Annotated in this window: 20 protein-coding genes and 1 pseudogene; 16 read left to right on the plus strand and 5 right to left on the minus strand. The window is 36.3% G+C overall.

Going from position 1 to position 15,902, the window contains the following annotated elements:
• Positions 1-845: 845 nt before the first annotated feature.
• From HPY74_02450 to HPY74_02460, 3 genes are read left to right on the plus strand one after another with little or no spacing between them, the layout of a single operon-like run.
• Positions 846-1,349, plus strand: a complete 504-nt coding sequence (locus HPY74_02450) for a hypothetical protein (protein NSW89537.1) — start codon at positions 846-848, stop codon at positions 1,347-1,349.
• A complete protein-coding gene (locus HPY74_02455) occupies positions 1,346-1,810 on the plus strand; it encodes a hypothetical protein (protein ID NSW89538.1) in 465 nt (154 codons plus the stop codon). Before HPY74_02450 ends, HPY74_02455 begins: the two co-directional genes overlap by 4 nt.
• Positions 1,811-1,832: 22 nt before the next feature.
• Positions 1,833-2,468 (plus strand): hypothetical protein, encoded by a 636-nt coding sequence (locus tag HPY74_02460; protein NSW89539.1) that lies wholly within the window; start codon positions 1,833-1,835, stop codon positions 2,466-2,468.
• Here HPY74_02460 and HPY74_02465 read toward each other — a convergent pair.
• A complete protein-coding gene (locus tag HPY74_02465; GenBank protein NSW89540.1) occupies positions 2,353-2,586 on the minus strand; it encodes a transposase in 234 nt (77 codons plus the stop codon). The two genes, HPY74_02460 and HPY74_02465, sit on opposite strands and share 116 nt — an antisense overlap.
• Before the next feature lie 117 nt (positions 2,587-2,703).
• Between HPY74_02465 and HPY74_02470 the strand changes: the two genes are divergently transcribed.
• The 7 genes from HPY74_02470 to HPY74_02500 all read left to right on the plus strand — a co-directional run bounded on the left by HPY74_02470 (position 2,704) and on the right by HPY74_02500 (position 7,968).
• Positions 2,704-2,937, plus strand: a complete 234-nt coding sequence (locus tag HPY74_02470) for a CPBP family intramembrane metalloprotease (GenBank protein ID NSW89541.1) — start codon at positions 2,704-2,706, stop codon at positions 2,935-2,937.
• A gap of 254 nt (positions 2,938-3,191) precedes the next feature.
• Positions 3,192-4,073, plus strand: coding sequence for a MerR family transcriptional regulator (locus HPY74_02475; protein NSW89542.1), 882 nt, complete (start codon positions 3,192-3,194; stop codon positions 4,071-4,073).
• Positions 4,074-4,297: 224 nt separating this feature from the next.
• Positions 4,298-4,447: a hypothetical protein gene (locus HPY74_02480; GenBank protein NSW89543.1), complete on the plus strand. Its 150-nt coding sequence runs from the start codon at positions 4,298-4,300 to the stop codon at positions 4,445-4,447.
• Entirely contained in the window at positions 4,444-4,830 is a 387-nt protein-coding gene (locus HPY74_02485) for a transposase (GenBank protein NSW89544.1), read from the plus strand. Before HPY74_02480 ends, HPY74_02485 begins: the two co-directional genes overlap by 4 nt.
• 427 nt (positions 4,831-5,257) lie before the next feature.
• Positions 5,258-5,437 carry a hypothetical protein gene (locus HPY74_02490; protein NSW89545.1) on the plus strand — a complete coding sequence of 60 codons (180 nt, stop codon included), beginning with the start codon at positions 5,258-5,260 and terminating at the stop codon, positions 5,435-5,437.
• Positions 5,438-6,247: 810 nt separating this feature from the next.
• The gene (locus HPY74_02495; protein ID NSW89546.1) at positions 6,248-7,102 is read left to right on the plus strand and encodes a divergent polysaccharide deacetylase family protein; all 855 of its coding nucleotides are present in this window, start codon (positions 6,248-6,250) and stop codon (positions 7,100-7,102) included.
• Between the two features lie 59 nt (positions 7,103-7,161).
• A complete protein-coding gene (locus HPY74_02500) occupies positions 7,162-7,968 on the plus strand; it encodes an N-acetylmuramoyl-L-alanine amidase (protein ID NSW89547.1) in 807 nt (268 codons plus the stop codon).
• Here HPY74_02500 and HPY74_02505 read toward each other — a convergent pair.
• Genes HPY74_02505 through HPY74_02520 form a run of 4 tightly spaced genes read right to left on the minus strand, consistent with a single transcriptional unit; the run spans position 7,955 to position 10,006 of the window.
• Complete coding sequence (locus tag HPY74_02505) at positions 7,955-8,125, minus strand: class I tRNA ligase family protein (protein ID NSW89548.1); 171 nt, start codon at positions 8,123-8,125, stop codon at positions 7,955-7,957. The genes HPY74_02500 and HPY74_02505 overlap by 14 nt on opposite strands.
• 1 nt (position 8,126) lies before the next feature.
• Positions 8,127-8,897, minus strand: coding sequence for an iron export ABC transporter permease subunit FetB (gene fetB, locus HPY74_02510; GenBank protein NSW89549.1), 771 nt, complete (start codon positions 8,895-8,897; stop codon positions 8,127-8,129).
• Positions 8,894-9,550 carry an ATP-binding cassette domain-containing protein gene (locus tag HPY74_02515; protein ID NSW89550.1) on the minus strand — a complete coding sequence of 219 codons (657 nt, stop codon included), beginning with the start codon at positions 9,548-9,550 and terminating at the stop codon, positions 8,894-8,896. Before HPY74_02515 ends, fetB begins: the two co-directional genes overlap by 4 nt.
• Positions 9,551-9,568: 18 nt before the next feature.
• The gene (locus HPY74_02520) at positions 9,569-10,006 is read right to left on the minus strand and encodes a MarR family transcriptional regulator (GenBank protein ID NSW89551.1); all 438 of its coding nucleotides are present in this window, start codon (positions 10,004-10,006) and stop codon (positions 9,569-9,571) included.
• A 198-nt stretch (positions 10,007-10,204) separates the two neighbouring features.
• On the opposite strand from HPY74_02520, the gene HPY74_02525 reads away from it, so the two are divergent.
• From HPY74_02525 to HPY74_02550, 6 genes and pseudogenes are all read left to right on the plus strand, one after another.
• The gene (locus HPY74_02525) at positions 10,205-10,450 is read left to right on the plus strand and encodes a hypothetical protein (GenBank protein ID NSW89552.1); all 246 of its coding nucleotides are present in this window, start codon (positions 10,205-10,207) and stop codon (positions 10,448-10,450) included.
• A complete protein-coding gene (locus tag HPY74_02530) occupies positions 10,419-10,625 on the plus strand; it encodes an FAD-dependent oxidoreductase (protein NSW89553.1) in 207 nt (68 codons plus the stop codon). Before HPY74_02525 ends, HPY74_02530 begins: the two co-directional genes overlap by 32 nt.
• A gap of 292 nt (positions 10,626-10,917) precedes the next feature.
• Positions 10,918-11,527, plus strand: a pseudogene (gene tnpB / locus HPY74_02535) (IS200/IS605 family element transposase accessory protein TnpB).
• Positions 11,528-12,008: 481 nt separating this feature from the next.
• Positions 12,009-12,242: a hypothetical protein gene (locus HPY74_02540; GenBank protein NSW89554.1), complete on the plus strand. Its 234-nt coding sequence runs from the start codon at positions 12,009-12,011 to the stop codon at positions 12,240-12,242.
• 180 nt (positions 12,243-12,422) lie between these two features.
• The gene (locus HPY74_02545; protein NSW89555.1) at positions 12,423-14,369 is read left to right on the plus strand and encodes a methyl-accepting chemotaxis protein; all 1,947 of its coding nucleotides are present in this window, start codon (positions 12,423-12,425) and stop codon (positions 14,367-14,369) included.
• Positions 14,370-14,387: 18 nt separating this feature from the next.
• A complete protein-coding gene (locus HPY74_02550) occupies positions 14,388-15,875 on the plus strand; it encodes a chemotaxis protein CheW (GenBank protein ID NSW89556.1) in 1,488 nt (495 codons plus the stop codon).
• The last annotated feature ends 27 nt before the right edge of the window (positions 15,876-15,902 follow it).

Below are 15,902 nucleotides of genomic sequence, written 5' to 3' on the forward strand. Positions count from 1 at the left end.
TCCCAGGCGACATAACGTTTTCGAGCAGTGTCCATCGTTTTTTATTTAGTTCATAAATTTTTTTCCGTACTTGTGATAATTGTTCCATAACATTTCTCCTTTCTAGTACGTTTAATTATTATTATATTACGTAATATTTTACCATAAAAAAGAACGAAATGCAACTATTTTTTTAGTTTTTTTTCGTCCTTTCTATAACTATTGATTTTACTGTGTTTCAAGACTTATTTTCTTATAGCAACTTTTAAGATAAAATTAATATGGAATATAGTAGTAGAACTGTTATTCTATATTAAATATGCATGTATAAGTAAATGGTTACATTAGTTAACATAATTCATAAGCTGTAGATAAACACAAATAAAAAACAATTGTGAAGGAGGGTTTATTTTAATAAAAAGAAGGTTCAAAATATTTATAATTACTCTAATGTTTTTATTAATATTCCCTGTTTTTAGAAACATAGCTTTTGGAAATAATATTAAAGTAAATAATCAAAATGTAACTGACAGTGATATTATTTCCTGTATAAGGTTGTTTATTGAATTAGACGACAATTTTTTTGGGATTGGAAAAGAGAATATAATTGTGTCGGGGAAAAGACGCCTGATTTTGACTCTGATAATATATAATAGATTATTGCGTGGAACTCTACAGCAATGATGGCATAGTTTTAGATATAAAAAAATTTTAAAAGGATGTGGGATAGGTGAAAAAGAATAGTTTGTATTATTTATCAATTATTTTAATAATATGTTTTGCTTTCTTTAATGGTTGCTTGTACTAAAACGAAAAAGGAAATAAATGCCTCAATAGAATACTATAATTTTGAGGAATCTGTAGAAATGTCCGATTTGATAGCTGAAGTTGAAATATTAAAGAAGATTGATGAAATCGATGAACCATACTGTAAAACCCTTTTTAGTGCCAGTGTTATTAAAATCTTCAAAGGTGAAATTGATGATAATAAAAATAAAGAAATAATCATAATGCAGGAGGGTAATAGTGAATGGATATACAATAATATGAGACTGTTTGAAGCAGGCGAAAAGTATATTCTTATCTTGAAAAAAGCTAAAGGGTACGAAAACACATATTGGATAATAGCTGGAGATGCGAATATATACACAATTGAAACTTTAGATAATAAAGAATATGCAATAAAAAATTCTATTAAAGATGAGAAATTAAAGAAGATACAAATTGAAGAAATGGAAAGTATAGTAAAGAGAAAGTGGGAAAAAAAATTGAGTAAACAGGAAAGGATTAAAAATATACAAGTAATGGAAAAAGAATCATTTGAAAATGAACTTATTGCTACAATTAAGGAAAAGAGTGATGAAAAATGAAAAGAAAGTTGATTAAAAAAGTAATATTGATATTGCTGAGTGGCTTAATTGTGTTAGTTAGTTTTTCAGAAACATTTGCACATCCCAGTAGTCAGAGTGGAATTATATCATGGGGAGAAGACATCGGTTGGAGTATTGATGAAAACAATCATACAAATGGCACTACTATAACATATGATTTTCGTTCCGGAGTTGAAAGCCAATATCAAACAATTACAATTAATGGTGCGGCGAAATGGAGCATAATAAATATCGTGAGAACATCATCTCCTGTTGGAGAGGTATATACGTATTCAGATGAAAATAGTTATACAGTCGCTGCTTTCTGTGAATACTCTTCAGATTCCAACGGTCATCTAACAAATTGGAAAATAAAAATAAATACTGCCAAGAATCCTACTGAAGTTACAATGGCTCATGAATTTGGCCATGCTGCTGGTTTAAATGATTTAATACGATGAAGAAAATAATAAGGATAAGCTTATGTATGGTATAGAAGACAGGACAGCTTCTAGTCCCACCTCATCGGATAATAAAGGTGTGATGGTTATTACAGGGCAGCATATGGACCACAATTTTTCTTCTTGGACATTCTATGATAGTAATACTCACAGGAAATCATGCAGTGTTTGCGATGGCTACGTTTCTAGTAATCATGATTATGAATGGATAATAGTATATGATACAAGTGGTAATGATATAGGACATGTAAAGGATTGTGTACAATGTCATGACAGGAAAGATTCCGGATTTCATGTTTGGTCAGACTGGTATAATGCAGGTGCTATAGGTGAACAACGTCATTGTACGGTTTGTCAGCTTTCAACTGAAACTCGGCCACATGATTTTGATGTATATTGGTTATATGGGCAACCACCTACTTGCTTATATGAGGGGATTAAAGTATACGACTGTAAAAACTGCTTATACGAATATCAGGAAATTGTTCCTGCACTGGGACATGATTGGCAGTGGATAACATACAATAGCTACAAAAACTCATCTACCTGCCCATATCGGCGATATTGGGAAGATGAAAGATGTACAAGATGTGGAATATGGCACTGGGTAGATAGATATTATAAGGTTTCAGAGAACCATTCTTGCGCTTGGTTTTAATCCAGGCATATATAGTATTTTCGGATATTTGGTGGCGTCTAGCTACCAGGGATACGTTACCAACCTCCTGGCACTCAGCCAAAATTTGCTCTTTAAATTCTTCGATGTACTGCCTCATTAACCTCACCCCCTAAAGTTATTATAGTTCTTACACGGAAATTTTCCAAATCCTTTAGGAGCCAACTAGGCTACATCTCAATTTTCAGGACAAGAGTTATCTGCATTAATTCCTGCTTTGATTTATGCTTTTTTACAAACTGGCTTTTCGGAAGAGTTGTTTTTCAGAGTTTTTTTAACCAAAAGGCTGATACACAAGTTTGGCTTTCAGGTGGGAAATATAGTACAAGGTTTACTGTTTGGACTTATGCATGGTATAATGTTTATATCAAAAGCGGGAGTATCTGGTGAGTTTATTATTATTTATTTTACTGACTGGTATGGTGGGTTGGTTAATGGGTTGGATAAATGAAAAACAATCAAACAGGTCTATTATTTCAAGTTGGTTACTTCATGGTTGTGCTAACACTTTAGCATCCGTTATAGCGATGTTTAATATTCTTTAGATATACCTTATAAAGAGTATATCTTTCAGTTGTTAAACCGTATTTTACAATGTGTCGTAAAAGTAGAATAATGCAAAGTAAGGATAATTTGCATTAGCTTCGATAAAGCTTGACTAGCACCTTGGGGGATAGCTTATTATGAAGGTGGAGGTGTTTAGAAATGTTAATTAAAGAAGTGTGCAAAATAACAGGACTTACCAGAAAAGCGATAGAATATTATGAAGAAAAGGGGTTAATTGCTCCTAGAATTGAAGACAACGGATATCGTAATTTTAGCAAAGAAGATGTTAAAAGGCTTAAAGAGATATCTCTATTGAGAAAACTAGGTTTAAACATAGCAGAGATACGTAGTGTTTTGGATGGAGAAAATAAAAGGGCAAATCTAGCTAAAATCAAATACCAAAAAGATTTAGAATTACAAAAGGACAAGAGAAAACAAGAGTTATTGAATCAGTTGATTGAAGGGAAAAATCTTGATGAAATTATCCATCAAATTGAGCATCTTGATAAGCAGCAAACAATCATGGAAAAATTATTAAACGCTTTTCCTGGGTATTATGGGCGGTTCCTTGCTCTTCATTTTGGCAGATTCATGAATAGCAGAATTTTGACTAAAGAGCAAGAGATTGCATATAATACCGTTGTTGAATTCTTGGATAGTGTTGAAAATTTCAGAATTCCCCCTGAATTGGAGAAGTTTTTTGAAGACGCGACTTCTTATATAGATACTGAATTAATGGAGAGTATAACTACAAATATGATTAAAGCTGTGGAGGATATAGATGACTATATAGAACAAAACAAGGACATTTTAGAGCAATATATTGTCTATAAAAATTCAGAAGAATATAAGCAATCACCCCTTTATAAGATACAAAGTCTTTTATTGGAATTTCAAAGAACCAATAGGTATTATGACGTATTTATTTCAAACATGAGGAAGTTAAGTCCTTCATATGATGAATACTATAAAAAACTTGAAAGGGCTAATGAAAAATTTGTAGAGCAGTATCCTGAAGTATCTACATGGTATAGCAAATAAAGCTATTGAGCATTATCCTTGGTAAATTAATTATAAAGTTACCTGCATTTCGCAAACAAAAAGACGTAAAATGTAATGAAATAACATAAATGGATGCAATCTACCTGGACAGCCCAAAAGAAATATATGATAATTCTCAGAATTATGTCCAATTAAAAAGGAGGCGTGGCTATGAGAATAATAAAAATTAGTCAATTTGTTGGTTGTAAAGGTAGGTGTATATTATGGAGGGGTTAGGTGCAGTATATGAATCCATCATGACACTACTTCCTGTAGAAGCACAAAAGGAACTATTGTCAAAGCTAAAATTATCTGAAGAAATAGAAGCATCCCCCGCAGGTGCAATACTAATAGGGATGTATTATTCAACATGATTATGGATGCAGGGAAAAAAGCAGGTATACCGCTTAGCAAGTTTATAATTGACACAACGTTATTGGAACTTGATGGCACATTCAAGGATGCAGCTAAAGTTACAACTGGGAGGGGAAGCAACTCCTTATCACAGTTGATAGTAAGCCTTGTTATTGCATCGGGTTCAAGGCTGCCGGTTGGATTTGGCGTATTAGCGGGAAATACAAATGATTCAACTACTCTGCCCGAGGTTTATAAAACAGTGAAAGGAATTGCTGATGACGGAGCCGTAGAATTTATTATGGACAGGATTTATTCAACAACGAGCAATATTCTGTTTTTAAAAGAACACCAGGATGAACGAATGGTATATTGGATATCCCCAAGGAAAAAGAAAAGTTGAAAACATAATCTTGCCTTTAGGAGTGAAGACTTACGCTATCGCTCGGGACACAGAGTTGAATCAATTGTTCAGGAAGATATTTTCATTACCTGAACCATTGAAATTGATAAAAGTCTTAAGCGAAGCAGAAATGGCCCAAGTAGACGATTATGTACGAAAATGGTACGAAGCATGGTTGAAAACAAAATCCTAAAACCCGGTAAAATTCAATGATCCTGAAAGAAGGTGAAAACGAAGGTTAAATAATTTTTCATAAAAGCCATAGGATTAATATAGGCCTGATAAACTCATTTTATACCAGGCATAAGGTTGTGTTACGCAAAAATACAGAGCCCAATTGAATTCCTAAGATATATTTGGTATGATTTATTTGTAAAATGATAGCAGACATAGTACCAGAGGTTTTTCAAAAAACGAAAATTGCCTCATGATAGATAACGAGGACGAGTACGGTTTTATGCGTACCGTATTCCAACGCTATCAGCGTAAAAGCTTCGGCATATTTTTTGTGGTGAACAGTGGTGGACAGCGTAAAGAAAGCATATCTTCAATGACGGGCCAATTTGGCGACGCAGACTGGCCGAGGGGAATACAAATATTTTTATAACTCACCTAATTGTGAATATCATAGTGAAAAAGGGTTAGATATTATTGATCTTGTTTACAGGCTTAAATCTCTTACTTTTTATGGTGCTGTAAGATATTTATGTGGGCTGTATAATATTTGCATAAAAGATACGGATATGAAATGGGTGCATGAACAAGAAGCAAAATATATTAGTAACATGGAGCTATTGTCTTACCGAACATTTGCGGAGCGATACAAAAACCTGAATAGAGTTATCAGATCGGGGACAAAGATTCTGCTGGAAATTAACCAAATTGGACTTGAAAATATTACCTATGAATACTTTAGTTTTGAAGGGCAGAGCGTTTTCTTTTTCTCTAACCGTTATTTGGCTCATCTGTATAATTTTTATCTAAGAAATCTATTATTTTTTCCTTCATACGTATACAGCTGCCGTTTCGCTTATACATCATTGAATTGCATATACGCATGTAAACATCATATACAAATGTTCGCATTTCATTGAAAGTCAAGAGCCTCATAAACTGATGCTCGTTTACAAGTGTGGATATATCCATGTCGGTTTTAGAGATGATCGAAAGGGTAATGGATAATAAATTATAAAAGAAACACTGCATGGCCATATACTGAGTCTTTTGTTTTTAAAATTATCATCGATAAGGGTATCCAGTATCTCCTGTACTCTGTCAAAATTTCCCATACTGAGACTGTTTGTGAGATCACTCTCTTTATGGATATTTAATGTCATATATTAAATTTTAGATAATATACTAATTATAAGGAAAAGTTATAAATTTTCGTTAGGAAAACGTATAATAACGTATAATTATGAAAAAAATTCACCTGATTATAATAAAAAAACCAATTTTCCAATTTATTATATTGCCCTTTCTTTTCTTTACCCTTATTTGTATAAGCATATTTTATATCCAGGGCATTGAAACTGCTATTAAAGTTTCATCTTCTTCCAATAACGATGACTTTAGTTTATCTACACCTTCGAGTAAGGGAGGAAAACTTGCAATTATCATAGATGATTTTGGCTCAAACAGGGATGGGGTAAAGGAAATGATGTCCATCGGCAAGCATTTGACCTTTGCTGTTATGCCTTTTCTCGCTTATTCGAAATCAGATGCCCAGGAGGCACATGAAAAGGGTTATGAGGTTATTGTCCACCTGCCCATGGAGTCTAATTATGGTAAAGTGAGCTGGCTGGGCCCAATGCCTATATTAGTGGGGATGAGTAGTGATAATGTGAAACGGATTGTAAGGGATTCATTTGAAAGTGTGCCTTATGCTGTTGGAGCAAACATTCACATGGGATCTAAAGCAAGCAGTAATGAAAGTATAATGTCCAGTGTTTTGGATGTTATTAAAGAAAAAGGGTTATACTTTGTAGATAGTCGTACTGCAGACCGCCCTATCGGTAAAAAAATAGCGGATGCAAAAGGAGTACCATGTTATGATAGAGACATATTCCTAGACGGGCAAAAGCCCAAGAGTTTTGTTAAAAAGCGACTGGAAGAAGCAGGTAAGATTACACTAAAAAAGGGTAAAGCGATAGCGATAGGTCATGTAGGAATCGAAGGAGGTAAAGTGACAGCAGAGGCTATTTCTGAAATGCTGCCTGAATTTGATAGAAAAAATATACAGTTGGTTTTTGTATCTGAATTAGGGGAATAATCTTTTGAAGCTAAACAGTGAATAAAAATAATATGGAAAACCTGATAAGGTAGTGCTTTATGAGAAAGGTAAAAATAGTAGTGCTTAATAAAAAAATTGTATGTTTAACTGCTTTAATAACGTTTGTTATACTTTTTATGTCGGTGTTGTTATTTATTTATTTAGCAAATCTGCCGTCAAATATTTTTGTTGACCCCAAAAGTGGAATAATTGTCATTGACCCCGGACACGGAGGTATTGATGGAGGAGCAAATAAAGACGGGATATTGGAAAAAGAGATTAATCTTTCTATATCAAAAAAGCTTAGAATTTTATTGGAACAAAAAGGTTATAAAGTAATTATGACAAGAGAAGAAGATGTTTCATTGGACAGCCTGGATAATTCAAGCAGAAGCAGACATCAAAGGGATTTGAATGCAAGGGTAAACATTATAAACAGTAGTAATGCACAATTATTTTTAAGTATCCATGTAAATTGTAATTTAAAAAAGCCTACAACTGACGGGTCTATTGTGTTTTACAGCGACAAGTTCTGGCAAAATAAAGTGTTGGCTTACTGTATTCAAAGGTCGCTAAACGGAATGATAGTAAACGGTAAAAAGCGGACAATACACGACCCACAACAAGCCAACTTTTTTATATTAAGTTACTCTAACGTACCGGGTGTTATAGTTGAAACTGCCTTCATTTCCAATACAGAAGAGAGAAAACTATTGACAAAGGAGGAATTCAGAGAGGAAATTGCAAAAGCAATATCTAATGGGGTGGAACGCTACTTAAATGAACCAGGCTTTGTTTTTGCTCCAAATGAATTAAATAAACAAAATGATTTTTCATCTAAGTTTTATTCTCCTATCTTGCCCTGATTGTAACAGGGGTGCCATGGCAATCATTGCCAGAGACAAAAAAGACATTGTCACCTTTGGCTCTGAAGTATCTTGCCAGCACATCTTCCGGCAATAATGCGGCAATATGGCCAATATGCAATGTAAAGTTTCTGAAAACATTTTTGTAAGCAAACAAACTATTTAATATATATTAGCTGCTTCCTGCTGTTAAAAAAGCCCCTATAAGACAAGTAACAGGCAATAAATGAAGATATGGAAGTTGTTGAAAGCAGCATAAACGTAACCATTATCTGATACTTTATTGCTTCCAACGGCGATGTCCCAGCAAGGATTAACCCCGTCATCATACCAGGGAGTGATACAATACCTAATGTTTTCGCAGAGTCAATCGTCGGCAACATACCCGTTTTTATCGAGTCCCGGATAATTTCGATTGAAGAAGGCAGTATATCTGCTCCCAACGATAGTTTTGTTTCCACTTCATCCCGTTTGTTTTTAAAATCAGACGCTATCTGCTTATAACATAGTCCCAACGCAACCATCGAATTGCTGATAATCATACCGCTGACAGGTATAATTTGGTATGGCTCATATTGTATTGTTTTCGAAAAAATAAGGATTGCTAAAGTTACTAAAGTTCCTGCTGCTATAGACAAGAAAGATATGGTAAGCCCATTTTTAATAGCCTTTCCTCTTTTTGCGGCGTTATATGCAGCGTTAAAGGTCATAAAAAGAAGCAACAATGTTGTAAAAATAGGATTTTTTAAGCCGAAAATATATTCCAGAACGTATCCGACGGCAACAAGCTGAATTACAGCCCTAATTACACTAATAATGGTTTCCTTTTCAAGTTTGAGTTTTTGCGAATAGGAAAAGAAAAGTGTTACCAATACGAGAGAAGAAGCGATAAGTAACGATGTTATATTGATTGTATTTGAGCTATTCATTTTAATACCTCCAATGATTTAATTTCGCCGGCTTCTATTGTCAAAAGTTTGTTTGCGTATTTCCTGCTTTGTTCAGGGCTATGTGTTATCCATAAAACAGTAATGCCTTCCTTATTCAGTGAAACTATGACGTTTTCAACGATTTTAGTATTGTCTACATCAAGGGCAGAGGTGATTTCATCTAAAAGCAGGACTTCTGGCTTGAATAGTAAGCTTCTAATCAGTGCTATCCTTTGCTTTTCGCCCCCTGAAAGGTTTTTTACGTCTTTATTCAGAAAATCGGTTGTCATATTGAACAAGGAAAATAGCTCATTAATTCTATTTTGGTCGAGCTTAACGTTCCTAATGGAAAACGGGAACCTAATGTTATCCATCACTGTATCACCGAAAAGATAAGGCATCTGGAAGCAATACGCTATACTTTTCCTCAATTCCGTAGGATTGTACTCGGTAACATTTTTACCTTTGTATGTAATATTTCCGTTGGTGGGACTGATTAAGTGGCTGCAAAGTTTAAGGAACGTACTTTTACCGCTGCCCGACGAGCCAACAATTGAAATAAAATCTCTTGGCTCGATGCTTACCGATATATTTTTAAGAATAGTTTTACCGTCACTATCAAAAGATACATTTTGAAATTCAAGCAATGACAAAACAAGCACCTCCATATTTTATTCGTTATCATGAGAGAATAAGGCGTCTTTGTTGACGTTACTTAATAGTTCCCCAAGCAGTTCCTTTAGTTTCTCTTTTTTATCCTGGTCAAGAGTATTAAAAAAATTCTTTGAAAATAGCTTATCCTCTTTTATATGTTTCTCTACAGCTTTTTTCCCCTCAAGCGTGGTTACGAGTTCTATGGCTCTCCTGTCTTTATTTGTCCTTAACCTTTCAATCAATTTTTTATTTTCCAGCCTGTCGATAATCCCCGTGAGGGTAGACGGTGGGATGTTGTACTGCTTTGAAAGGTCTTTGACTACCATTTTTCCGTTAAAATATATCCTTTCTAAAACATACATATCTTGGGGCTGAATGTTTGAGGTTTGAAGCTGATATTCATTCTTGTATTCGAAAACTTCCAGGAGTTTATGGATTAAAGTATTTTCGTCCAAAATGTGACCTCCTTATTACATATTTACGAGTATCATAAATTACGATACTCGAACTATAATAATCATACCACTTTTTAATATTATCATCAATAAACTTTTATTATTTTTTTCCGAGTTATTATTTAACTTTCAAATCAGTTATAGTATTATAATTTATATTTGCGAAATATCGAAAATAAGAAAAGAGTAAAGTAATAAATGGTCGGTCATAAAGAGCTGTACAAACTCCATGCAGATTTCTGTAAATTCATGGCCAATCCCAAAAGGATTGAAAAACTGAAGAAGGTAAATGACCTTTGCATCGTGGGATGTGGATTTATTGGAGTGGAAATTGCTGAAGAATGCCGCAGAAGACGTCCAGACCTTAACATAAGCATTGTTGAAATGTTAAGCCACTGTCTTCAGCTTGTCTATGATGGGCATAGGTGCAGCGGCAAATATTAAGCTGGTAGAAAAGGCAGATCTTGAAATTGGTCCTACAAAAGGAATTCAGGTCAATCGGTATATGCAGACAAGTGATGATGATATATTTGCGTATGGAGACTGTGCTGAAAAAGTTTCATTTTTTGATGGAAAGCCGTCTAATTTAAAACTAGCTTCAATGATTTTTATAGTGTGAAACTTTAGCGCTATTAAGATTGCTAATTACAGATGCTGGTAAGTTGTGGTACATATTACTCCGGATAGACAACCGGAACAACATCCTTCATAAAACTCGTAAATGAATATTTTTTGTATTTTTCGGATGAGCAAGGATAACTAAAACTATAAATTGCTACAGGTTGGGGTATCTCAGCAGATACTTAAAGTTGTTGACCGTTTACTTTTGAAAATGACTATGCTTTAGGTATTGATTTTGGGCTTGACAACCTTGCAACATGTGTTTCTTCCAAAGATGGGCGTCATTCATAATTGACGGCAAAAGAATCAAAAGCATTAACCATCATTGGAATAAAGAAAAAGCAAGGCTTCAATCTATAGCCGACAAGCAAAATATTAAAGGTGTAACTAAAAAAATAGCCAGAATTACTGTTAAACGAAACAATCAAGTAATGGATGCAATTCGTAAAACTGCAAGGTATATAATCGACTAACTGCGTAGAAAACGGTATCGGCAAAATAATTGTTGGCTACAATCCCGATTTTAAAAGAAATATTAATATTGGGAAAGTTAACAGCCAAAACTTTGTCCAAATACCAACCGGCAAGATCCGTGAACAATTAGCCAACCTTGCGGAAAGATACGGTATTGAATGCCTGGAGCAGGAAGAATCCTATACCAGCAAAGCGAGCTTTTTAGACGCTGACGAAATACCGTTGTATAATACGGATAAGCCACAAGAATACGAGTTCAGTGGCAAAAGGATTAAGCGGGGACTGTATTAATCATCAAACGGCTTAACTATAAATGCCGATGTTAACGGAGCTTGGAATATAGTGCGTAAAAGTAAGCACAGACTGGATTACCAGCGAGTGTGTAAAGGGCTTTTGGCAAACTCTTTGAGAATAAGGCTTACTTAGCAAACTTCTCAAGAATCCCACGGCTTTAGCCGTGCGAAGTGTCAAAAAAGTTTATAAGTACCTCAAGGAAGCTATTGAAACTGGGAATTGCAGTGTTGTCAGAAGGAAGTAGAATATAAGCTCGTCAACTGGAATATGAAAATAAGAGAAACTATGAGAAAATTTAAGCTATAGGGCAAATTCTAAGAATAAAAGGGGTTAATTCGACTGAAATATTTTAAAAAATAAGACATTATGAGAAAAAACAATGCCGAACACTCAATAATTGATGGGTGTACGGCTATTTTGTTTTAGATTCATAATTCAAAAAAATCTGGAAATACTATTCTTGAACAAATAAGTTCCATCTTCAAAGCAACAAAATAGATATTTTGTTACATCATAAAAAACAAAAAAGAATAAGAATTTACGTTATATTATAGTAAGGCTGAGACAGCGGCTGTTAATATTAAGGGGATTAGTACATGAAGGGGATGGGACAATGCTTCAAATTATTGACGAGGAATTATTGAGGTACATAAAAAGCAGTGAGTCCGAATTCAATACTTTGGCTGAAATTCATAAGCTGCTTCTTCAAAACAATATTAAGTGTAGCATAGAAGAAATCCGCCAAAGGGTTGGCATGCTGTACCGGGATGGCTATCTAGGAAATGAACCTACAGGTGATGGTGTAAATATATACTATATCATTTTCCATCCGGAGTACCAGGAGTAAATTAACTAAAAACACCTTTTTTTCACAATAAAATTCTAGATTTATTTGTTGGACAGATAATTGTGTTCGATAAATTGGACAAAACGGTTAAGTCTATATAAGTCTATAATCGAACGCTTTATCGGATAAACTTGTTCCTGTAAAAAAACAGGCTTATAACATAAGGAGGTAGAATTGTTTATGGAAAAAAAACTTGCAAAACCGTCAAACATTAAAGATGAAAAGGGAACAGCACATGTATCTGTTCAAACCGCTGATGAAATGGAAAGGAAAAGAGAACTTGCCAGGAAGCAGGCACAAGATAAGGTAAAGGCCAGAACGCTGGCTAAGCAGCAGCAGTTGGCGGAAAGAATTGCAGCAGCTACAGAACAGCTTGCTTCTGGTATTGAGGAAGCCAGCAGTGCTGCGGAAGAACTTGGCGCTACAATGGCGCAGATAGCCAAGGGGGCTAGTGAGGCTTCTTCAGCGGCAGAAGAGTCAAGAGCCGCCATTAACCAGATAGACAAGGCTTCGGTAGTAGCTGACAAGAATGCAAAGGCATCCCTAGAAAGGGTGGATGCTGCAAAGGAACTCACCGAGAATACCTCAAAGGACATAGAATTGTTGATAAAGGGGATAAAGGAATCCGCTGATAAAAACCTGGAATCGGTGAAACTGGTAGCGGAATTGGAGAGGCAGTCCAACGAGATAGGGGAAATCGTACAGGCAGTAGTCAGGATTGCTGACCAGACCAACCTGCTTGCGTTAAATGCCGCTATAGAAGCTGCTAGGGCAGGTGAACACGGAAAAGGATTTGCGGTGGTAGCGGATGAAGTTAGGAATCTTGCCGAAACCTCAGAAAAGTCGGCAAGAAATATCAGGGAGCTTGTAAATGAAATACAAAATAATGTAAAAGTTGTTGTGGCCGATATAGAAAATTCAGGCAAAGTTGCCAATGAAGAAGTTGAAAAGGCAAAGAAAATTACTGAAGCCCTTGTGAAAATAAATGAGGAAATCGTTTTGGTACAAAAGGGCGTTGCTGAGATAGCTCAGAACGCGGCGGATGCAAATAAAGGAGCGGGTGAATTCCTTTCAATGGCTGAGCAAGTTGCGGCGGCTGCAGAGCAACAAAGCAGTGCTGCAGAGGAAGTGGAGAAGTCACTTCAGATGCAGAACAAAGCTTTTATTGAATTGAATGCAGCTGCGGCAGACCTGGCCCAGATGGCTGAAGACCTCAAGGTGTCTACAGATGCACAGAAATCCTCAGAGTCTCTTGCGGCCGCTGCCGAAGAACTGTCAGCAAATGTGGAGGAAGCAAATTCAACTGCGCAAGAGATATCAAAAGCTATGGAACAGATAGCTTCCGGTGCCAAGGCTCAGAGCGAGCTTACCGAGAAAGCTGCTACGTTGGCTGAAAAACTTGCCGTGGCTGCAAAACAAATGAACGAGAGGGCTAAATATTCAGAGGAAAAAGTAGCAGAACTTCAAAAATTGTTGGCGGACAATAAAATTGCAGTTGATAATATGATTGCCGGTATATCGTCCTCAGCAGATGCTAGTGTTGTGTCGGCTAAAAATATAAAGAACCTAGAAGAAACCACCAGAAAAATTGATAAAATCGTTGATGCCATAGTCAATGTAACTATACAGACCAATATGCTGGCTGTAAACGGTTCTATTGAAGCGGCAAGGGCAGGGGAATTTGGTAGGGGGTTCTCTGTAGTTGCCGGAGATATTAGGACTCTTGCCAATGAGTCTGCAGAAAATGCAGACAGGATTAAGGATCTTGTAAGAGGTATTCAAAACCAGATTCAAAGAGTTGCAGCCGATGTTGAACTTTCAAGTAAAACCTTATTCGCAGAGGTAGAAAAAGCAAAGAAGACAACTCACAATTTGAATGTGATTGAGGAAAGCATGGTGAAGATACTAGCAGGGTCAAGGGAAGTCCTAAAGGGTTCAGAGGAGTCACTGGTGGCTCTGGAGCAAGCAAGAAAGGGTGTAGAACAGATTGCTGCGGCTGCCCAGGAAGCCAGCAAGGGAGCCCAAGAGGCAGCTAATGCTGCAGCCGAACAGGCAAAAGGCTTGCAGGAATTGGCTGAAGCTATTGAAGAGATTTCCGGATTGGCCGACGAACTTCAAAATATGTAAAGAACGGAGGGAATAGTTATGGCTTCTGATATAAACAGTGCCAGTTTTACCGAGCGTCAGCTGGTTACCTTCCTCCTCGGAGAAGATGAGTTCGGGGCCGATATCATGGATGTAAAGGAGATTATCAGGGTTCCTGAAATTACAAAAGTGCCAAATTCCCCCAGCTATATTGAGGGTGTATGCAACCTAAGGGGAAACATTCTACCTATCATAGATGGAAGAATGAGATTCGGTCTGGAAAAAAAGAAAAAGGATGAGAACAGCAGGGTGCTGGTCATTGATGTAGACGGTAAGGCAACAGGAATGATTGTAGATAGGGTTTCCGAGGTGATGAGGGTAAATACGGCGGATATAGAGGAGACGCCGCAGATTGTAAAAAATGTGGATTCAGACTACCTGAACGGAGTTGTAAAGCTGGATAATGGAAACAGGCTTGTAATGCTTTTGGATGTTGTCAAGGCTGTAAATAAAGACAGCATAAGAATTAGTCATATGGGAGGGAAAAAAGAGGATATAGAAAAAAGTGGGATAAGGGAGGACAAAACAACTATTGAATCTTCTGAGGAAGAACAACTGGTTTCATTCCTGCTTGATAAAGAGGAGTTTGCCATTGGAATCATGCAGGTCAAGGAAATAATCCGCGTGCCTGAAATTGTAAAAGTTCCAAACTGTGAGGCTTATGTGGAGGGTGTAGTATCTATACGCAACAATTTACTTCCTATTCTAAACTTAAGAGTTTACTTTGGTATGGTACATAAAGAAATTACAGATCATACAAGGGTTCTTGTGGTGGATATGGGTAACTTTACAGCCGGAATCATGGTGGACAAGGTTTCGGAGGTTTTAAGGGTACCGGCAAGCATTATCCAGCCTCCCCCCAAATTTTCTAAACAAAGTAGAGAACAACTCAAGGGAGTGGCAAAACTGAATAACGGCAAACGGATGATACTTATGCTTGAACCATCACAACTAATCTCTGTTGATGAGTACAGCTCAATCAGCAGTACAGCCGGAGTACAAGAACAGGCTGAACAGGAAAAAAGCACTGAAAGGCAGTTAATTGACGAAGAACAGTTGGTCACTTTCAAAATTGATATGGAAGAGTACGGCATAAAGATAACTAATGTGCAGGAAATCAACAGGATGACGGAAGTTACCAGAATACCTCGGGCACCGTACTATATTGAGGGTATTGTAAACCTAAGAGGGAATATCATTCCAGCACTGGATTTAAGGAAGCTTTTCGGGCTTTCTGAAAAGCAAAAAACAGATGCAACAAGAATCATTATTGTTGATTTAAATGGTAAGAAAACCGGAATTGTAGTAGATTCGGTTTCAGAAGTTCTCCGGTTTGAAAAAACGCTGATTGAGCCCCCGCCGGACATATTAAGCAGCGGTATAGACAGTGACTATGTAGAAGGTGTCGGTAAACTCAACGATGGCAAAAGAATGGTTCTAATACTGAATCTGGATAAGGTTTTGAGCTTTAATAAAGTTGCAGTTTAACCGAATTTTACCCTCACGAGTGGGCAG

The organism is Bacillota bacterium, assembly GCA_013314855.1.
Taxonomy (GTDB): domain Bacteria; phylum Bacillota; class Clostridia; order Acetivibrionales; family DUMC01; genus Ch48.

Bases quoted from the DNA above. Each gene is read 5' to 3' on its own strand.
- HPY74_02490 (NSW89545.1), top strand. From the start codon at position 5,258: ATGATAGATAACGAGGACGAGTACGGTTTTATGCGTACCGTATTCCAA.
- fetB (NSW89549.1), bottom strand. From the start codon at position 8,897: ATGAATAGCTCAAATACAATCAATATAACATCGTTACTTATCGCTTCT.
- HPY74_02540 (NSW89554.1), top strand. From the start codon at position 12,009: ATGCTTCAAATTATTGACGAGGAATTATTGAGGTACATAAAAAGCAGT.
- HPY74_02450 (NSW89537.1), top strand. From the start codon at position 846: ATGTCCGATTTGATAGCTGAAGTTGAAATATTAAAGAAGATTGATGAA.
- HPY74_02500 (NSW89547.1), top strand. From the start codon at position 7,162: ATGAGAAAGGTAAAAATAGTAGTGCTTAATAAAAAAATTGTATGTTTA.
- HPY74_02460 (NSW89539.1), top strand. From the start codon at position 1,833: ATGTATGGTATAGAAGACAGGACAGCTTCTAGTCCCACCTCATCGGAT.
- HPY74_02480 (NSW89543.1), top strand. From the start codon at position 4,298: ATGGAGGGGTTAGGTGCAGTATATGAATCCATCATGACACTACTTCCT.
- HPY74_02495 (NSW89546.1), top strand. From the start codon at position 6,248: ATGAAAAAAATTCACCTGATTATAATAAAAAAACCAATTTTCCAATTT.
- HPY74_02530 (NSW89553.1), top strand. From the start codon at position 10,419: ATGATGGGCATAGGTGCAGCGGCAAATATTAAGCTGGTAGAAAAGGCA.
- HPY74_02525 (NSW89552.1), top strand. From the start codon at position 10,205: ATGGTCGGTCATAAAGAGCTGTACAAACTCCATGCAGATTTCTGTAAA.
- HPY74_02550 (NSW89556.1), top strand. From the start codon at position 14,388: ATGGCTTCTGATATAAACAGTGCCAGTTTTACCGAGCGTCAGCTGGTT.
- HPY74_02465 (NSW89540.1), bottom strand. From the start codon at position 2,586: ATGAGGCAGTACATCGAAGAATTTAAAGAGCAAATTTTGGCTGAGTGC.
- HPY74_02485 (NSW89544.1), top strand. From the start codon at position 4,444: ATGATTATGGATGCAGGGAAAAAAGCAGGTATACCGCTTAGCAAGTTT.
- HPY74_02455 (NSW89538.1), top strand. From the start codon at position 1,346: ATGAAAAGAAAGTTGATTAAAAAAGTAATATTGATATTGCTGAGTGGC.
- HPY74_02545 (NSW89555.1), top strand. From the start codon at position 12,423: ATGGAAAAAAAACTTGCAAAACCGTCAAACATTAAAGATGAAAAGGGA.
- HPY74_02475 (NSW89542.1), top strand. From the start codon at position 3,192: ATGTTAATTAAAGAAGTGTGCAAAATAACAGGACTTACCAGAAAAGCG.